We start from the raw sequence: 5,602 nt of genomic DNA, 5'->3' as shown, positions 1-5,602 counted from the left end.
TATGCAACATTGAGCCATGTAGTCAATATAGGAGAGATATATCCTTTTTATAACAGCCCCGGGCTGTTTAATTATGATTACTCGTTACAGGAAGAAACGCCGCATTATATTTCACGTGTTACAAACGCGGATGATACCCTGTATTATAAAGCAGATATTGATTCAAATGGAAACAAATGTATAGGCATTTATTCCGTCGCTGACAACAGGCTGGTTTATCAGTCAGAGGCAATTGAAACGCATCCTGAGACAGTTGATATTTTGGATGATAAGCTGATTGTCAGCTTTGGCGTGCATGGTTACAGGTATTTTGAAATCAATATGGAAACGAATCAGGTGGAATATTTGTTTACAACATCAAGAATAGGAAGCGCATCTCCGGATGGAAAATACCTGGCATACCCTTTCAGAGGTGATGAGTATAGGGGCTATCGTATTTATTCGTTAGAAACAAAGGAGATCGCTTTTATCAGAAGTTACAGGACAGATACAGAGTTATCGGAATATTCGAGCAACAATATTGTGCTTTGCTGGGTAAATAAAGATAAAATAGAAGAATTAAAGTAAGCAGCAGGGATGTATATAGAAAAAAAAAGGAAGAGGAGAGATTTAAGTTCCTGCCATTTTCGCTTAAGAAAATGGCGGGAGCTGCGCCTCATATCGGAGCGGATGTGGATGGGAGGCAGAAATGAAGAACAACAGGTGCGGCTGTTTTTGGGTATTTATTTTACTTATGTTGATGTCAGAAGGATGCTCAAAAAAAAAACAGAAAATACTGAGGCAAGAAAAATAAATTTCTATGCAGCAGATTATGAGAAAATGATTCCTGATCTGTCTGATTTAATCAGGGCAAGACTAAAGGGACTCAGGATGAAAGGGCTTCTGATTTGTAATAACAATGAAGATAAAGATGGCTCTGGAATTGAAAAATCAATTGGGGAAACAGAAACAAACATTTATAATGACATTATGAATCAGTACATAGATGCAGTTGATAAAGAGTTTCCCCCGCAGGAAAGAGTGAACTATAAGCGGGAAGAACGCTGGAGCCTGTTGGGAGATGAAGTGGACATGTATTTAATAATAAACGCGCATGCATTTGAGAGCTATAAGGTGTATTATGCATTATATGACGTAGACGGCAACGGAACCCCCGAATTATTTATCGGGGGTCCATGGGGAGAAGATGCACCGCCTATGATTTATGATTTTTTTACGTTTGACGGGAAACAGGCGATCAGCCCGTTCAGGGAGGCTGGTTATGTGGAGCTTCAGTTTGGTTATAGGGTGAACCTTTATTTTTATTCTGACGGGATTTTTGAGGTGAGATGGAGCAATGGAGCAATGAATTATGGAAGAGATTTCTACAGGCTATCATCGGATGGGTATAATGTATATCCTGTTGAAAGTGTATCAATTAAAGTACCATATGATTTGATAATAAGATTTTACCATGATGCTGAGTCAGAGGATGAAATATCAGAAAAGGAATATGATGCAATATTACAAAAACAAAGGGCTGCTGGCAGATTGGATTTAAACTGGTCTGAAATAGTAAAGGAATGATACGCATACCTGAATTGCAGATGATAGGAAGCGTCGGATATAGGAGAGACAAACGGATGCAGAAGTAATAAGCCTGCGCCGATCATCCTGAAAGCGGATCCGGTTACACTCACGCCTGTTTCGCAGGAAAATGTGCGCCTGACGCCAAACTTTAACAAACATCTCCTGAAGATCATTTTCAGCATACCGGCCGTCTGGGATCCGGCAAATTTGGATCCGGCCATGATGAAAATCATGGGCGCCCTCGCGGCGGTAAACCAGGTGATCTTCCCGGAAACACCGGGAGACGGGGCAGGGCAGACGCCCGCCCTGGACTTCCGGCTCGCAAGCAGGCATGCATGCAGCGGCGGGGAGCTGGCGGTTGTGACGGCGTTTGGGAAGAAAAGCAGGGATGAAAAGAAGAAAAAAGGAAAATGGAAAAAGGATTGGGGAAAGAAGTATTACTACGATTCGGACGGGGATATGGTGAAGGGGGGATTCAGAAAGATAGATGGGGAGTGGTATTATTTCCATGAAGATGGCCATATGGCAAGGGACGAGTTTGTACACTATGAGAACCACACCTATTATTTTGATAAAAAAGGACACATGCAGGATGATGATGTATTTCAGAAGAAGGATGAAACGTATTATATAAACGATTTCAAATTTACAGGTACGGGAAGCAAAAGAAGAGAAAATGAGGCATTGGCAGAGGAGATGATGTTTTACCACCAGCAGTACCATAAATGTATAGAGGAAAATCCTTATGTTACGCAAGGTTCGATACTTGCCTGCACAAAGGGGACAAACTTAACACGCCTGGATGCGCGTACCGCAGTGGATATCAGGGATGTTGTTACAGGATTGCCTGTGCTGGGGTGTGATGCCTGTAAAGCGGATGAAAACATATATTCCTTTTATGGATGCCGTGCTTCAGACCTTTCAAATACGCCAGCGAGGCCGGTCATAGCCGGCGGTTATAAAAATGTATTCCTAATGTTGGGAATGTGGACACAACCTCATCAGACTTTGATTATTTGGAACCGTGTCAGCGGGGATCATACGGAAGCATTGATATTCGATTCTGTTATTTATGCAGGTTTGGAGGAATGATCGGCATTATGGAGATACCGCAGGAAAAAGGAAATGCGAGTCAATATGTGACGCTGGAGCAGTTAGATCAGTTCCATTTTTTCATGGGGTTTACCGATGCGGAAAGGAAAGCAGGCGTCGCTGAATTAAACAGGGTACTTGAGAAATATGAAATTACTACGGATATGAGGATTTCATTCCAAAAGAATTTTATAGAATATTAACAGGTGGAGAATTGGAAATTGCTGACACAAAAGAATCTTTATATGAAAACAAAAATAATAATTAAGTTGTGTACAGATTTTATTTTAGAAAGGTGAGATGGGGGCATATGAATTATATGATTGTGACATTGATTGGTTTATTATTGAGCTTTAATAACAATCTATGTACAGAAATAAAAAATACAGCATATATGGAAAATACAACTTGTGAATCAGCTTCTGGCGACAAGGTATGTACAGATATGGAAAAACAGGCATATATTGAAACTGTTATCGGAGAGACAACGATGAACGGGCTCAGAATCAAAGATTGTAGTATAACGGCCCATTACAGGCCGAATCCGACCGGTCACAGAATTCCCTATTTATTTGCATCGATCCGGTATCCGCAGGTATCGGGAATGGAAGATAAGTCTATTGAGGAAAAAATAAATAAATTATTGATAAACGCTGTAACACAATCAATGAATCATAAAAATGCCGACGAAACCTTAAGTTTATTTCATAACATAGTAAATCATGGATTTACTGAATTCTGGGAATGTGACAATGAATACAATATAATTCATGTTGGGAAGGATAGTATAAGCGTAAGTTATGAGGGAGCGTCCTATTTTGGAGGGCTTCATCCATCATTTTTTCATGATTATATTACAATTAACCTGACCAACGGCGAGATGGTTCCATTCACGGATTATTTTTCTAAAGAGGACGTAATAAAGGCGATCCGTTCCTTAAAATTTGAACTGATTGAAGGACAGTACAATCCGGGAGGATATAAAGGCGACGAACCCAAAATAACAGAAGGATTCGCTGAAGCGGTAAAAAAATTAGAGGACGATACAGAAACCTATATGGGGAACACCTACAATTTTGCAATAGATGACCGATCTGCTTATATACATTTTCCTTTTTATGACTCATTGAGGGGCTATGTTATTTTAAAATTCAGTCTGGATGCATTGAAATAAATGGCCTGCTGTGTTATCAGACAGGCGGTTGCAGCCCAAAGCAAACGAAACGGAAAATTTAAATTCATATTGGGAAAGGCGGTATGATTATGAATCAGATTATTATAAACCTGATATGCTTATTATTAAGCTTTAGCAACAGCATGTGCTCAGACATGGAAGGAAAGGGATATATTGAAACAGTAACCAATGAGACAACAATCAATGGACTGAAGATTCAGGAGCATACTATTAGATCCTATTACCGGAAGGAGGGGGAATTTGTTCAAAGCCCCTATTTAAACGCAGCGATCCGGTTTCCTCAGATAACGGATATGGAAGACGTATCCGTACAGAGAAAAATAAATAAGGGGTTGAAGGATGCCGCGACACAGTCGCTCAGTTGGGAGAATGCGGATCAGACATTAGAAAAGTTTCATGATATCGTGTATAATGATAAATCAACGTGGTTCTGGTACGGTGAAAATGACTACAAAATTCTTTCAGTAGAGGATGAGAGTATAGGGATCAAGTATGAAGGAAGAAGTTACTTTGGAGATGAAGATTGCATGCAGTTCAGCGATTATATCACGTTCAGCTTAACCGATGGAGAACGGGTTCCGTTTACAGAATATTTTTCCAGAGAGAAGGTGATCCGGGCCATTGAAGAATTGAAGTACGATTGGATAAAAGGAGAATACATACGCAGATATAAAGGCCGTTATGAGAGGTATGAACCGGAAGAAGTGGAAAAGTTGGTGTCCACGGTGAGAAACCTGGAAGATACGGCTGATAAGGAGGGAAGATATTTTGGAACGACCTATTATTTTGCAACGGATGGAGAATATGCGTATATTGATTTATATTTTCATTATATGGATCAATATGCGGTTTTGAAATTCGATCTGGACGATCTAAGGTAAAAATGGATGGGGTGAAATGGAATAATGCGGGCCAGAAGCAGAAGGAAGGATTCAGGATAAAGTGAGGGAGGCGGGGGAATGAAATATAAGGCAATTTTAATTTTATTGGCATTAACACTGACATCATGCAGCCATCCGGGACAGGGCGTCCCGGACGGAAACATCGCCCGGCAGACGGATGAACAATGGGACAGCTCAGAAGTATGTCAGGAAGAGGAGGAAACGCAGGAAGCCAGCCAGGAGACGGAAGCGGAAGGAAGCGAGGGACAGGCGGTACAGAGCGATTTGCAGAGAATAATTGATGCTGAATATGCCCGCCGGCATACGGCCCATCGCCGTAGGCGATTCTAAATGGCCGTATGCCGTAACAGTTCAGAGTTATCTGAACTGTTACAAATATCAGTGTACAATACTTTTTGACGAGTTTAAGGAACAGAATGGGGAAGGATTTATGAAAGAATACTGGAGGAGGCATATCGTGGCATTTTCACCGGAAGCGGACCGGATACTGTTAGTGGCCTATATTAATCCGCTATATGGACTGACGGCATTATATGATATCTACGATAACGGCAGTATAGGCATCCCCTTATACTGGAATTCATATGTCTATCCCCTGACTCTGTTTTTTAGGAATATTAACTATACCAAGGCTCTTAAGTATGCAACATTGAGCCATGTAGTCAATATAGGAGAGATATATCCTTTTTATAACAGCCCCGGGCTGTTTAATTATGATTACTCGTTACAGGAAAAAACGCCGCATTATATTTCACGTGTTACAAACGCGGATGATACCCTGTATTATAAAGCAGATATTGATTCAAATGGAAACAAATGTATAGGCATTTATTCCGTCGCTGAC

General features: G+C 40.7%; 8 protein-coding genes. All 8 read left to right on the top strand.

The window, feature by feature from the left end:
• Window positions 1-567 (top strand): hypothetical protein (locus NFS31_RS25990; RefSeq protein ID WP_251501771.1); only part of this gene is annotated, 567 nt, incomplete at its 5' end.
• A gap of 108 nt (window positions 568-675) precedes the next feature.
• The gene (locus NFS31_RS25985) at window positions 676-1,566 is read left to right on the top strand and encodes a hypothetical protein (RefSeq protein WP_251501768.1); all 891 of its coding nucleotides are present in this window, start codon (window positions 676-678) and stop codon (window positions 1,564-1,566) included.
• A 222-nt stretch (window positions 1,567-1,788) separates the two neighbouring features.
• Window positions 1,789-2,661, top strand: a complete 873-nt coding sequence (locus NFS31_RS25980) for a hypothetical protein (RefSeq protein ID WP_251501765.1) — start codon at window positions 1,789-1,791, stop codon at window positions 2,659-2,661.
• Entirely contained in the window at window positions 2,658-2,864 is a 207-nt protein-coding gene (locus tag NFS31_RS25975) for a hypothetical protein (RefSeq protein WP_251501762.1), read from the top strand. Before NFS31_RS25980 ends, NFS31_RS25975 begins: the two co-directional genes overlap by 4 nt.
• 107 nt (window positions 2,865-2,971) lie before the next feature.
• Window positions 2,972-3,835 carry a PdaC/SigV domain-containing protein gene (locus NFS31_RS25970; protein WP_251501759.1) on the top strand — a complete coding sequence of 288 codons (864 nt, stop codon included), beginning with the start codon at window positions 2,972-2,974 and terminating at the stop codon, window positions 3,833-3,835.
• Between the two features lie 89 nt (window positions 3,836-3,924).
• Window positions 3,925-4,737 carry a hypothetical protein gene (locus tag NFS31_RS25965; protein WP_251501755.1) on the top strand — a complete coding sequence of 271 codons (813 nt, stop codon included), beginning with the start codon at window positions 3,925-3,927 and terminating at the stop codon, window positions 4,735-4,737.
• A gap of 78 nt (window positions 4,738-4,815) precedes the next feature.
• A complete protein-coding gene (locus tag NFS31_RS25960; protein ID WP_251501751.1) occupies window positions 4,816-5,088 on the top strand; it encodes a hypothetical protein in 273 nt (90 codons plus the stop codon).
• Between the two features lie 100 nt (window positions 5,089-5,188).
• Window positions 5,189-5,602: hypothetical protein (locus tag NFS31_RS25955; protein WP_251501748.1), on the top strand; the 414-nt coding region annotated here is incomplete at its 3' end.

The sequence above is a fragment of the Otoolea muris genome (genome assembly GCF_943193115.1).
GTDB classification, from domain to species: Bacteria; Bacillota; Clostridia; order Lachnospirales; family Lachnospiraceae; genus Otoolea; species Otoolea muris.
The sequence above is the reverse complement of the archived record's forward strand: the minus strand, read 5'-3'. Positions and strand labels throughout refer to the sequence as shown.

Coding starts and splice junctions, on each gene's coding strand:
- NFS31_RS25960 (WP_251501751.1), top strand. CDS start 4,816: ATGAAATATAAGGCAATTTTAATTTTATTGGCATTAACACTGACATCA.
- NFS31_RS25980 (WP_251501765.1), top strand. CDS start 1,789: ATGATGAAAATCATGGGCGCCCTCGCGGCGGTAAACCAGGTGATCTTC.
- NFS31_RS25965 (WP_251501755.1), top strand. CDS start 3,925: ATGAATCAGATTATTATAAACCTGATATGCTTATTATTAAGCTTTAGC.
- NFS31_RS25970 (WP_251501759.1), top strand. CDS start 2,972: ATGAATTATATGATTGTGACATTGATTGGTTTATTATTGAGCTTTAAT.
- NFS31_RS25985 (WP_251501768.1), top strand. CDS start 676: ATGGGAGGCAGAAATGAAGAACAACAGGTGCGGCTGTTTTTGGGTATT.
- NFS31_RS25975 (WP_251501762.1), top strand. CDS start 2,658: ATGATCGGCATTATGGAGATACCGCAGGAAAAAGGAAATGCGAGTCAA.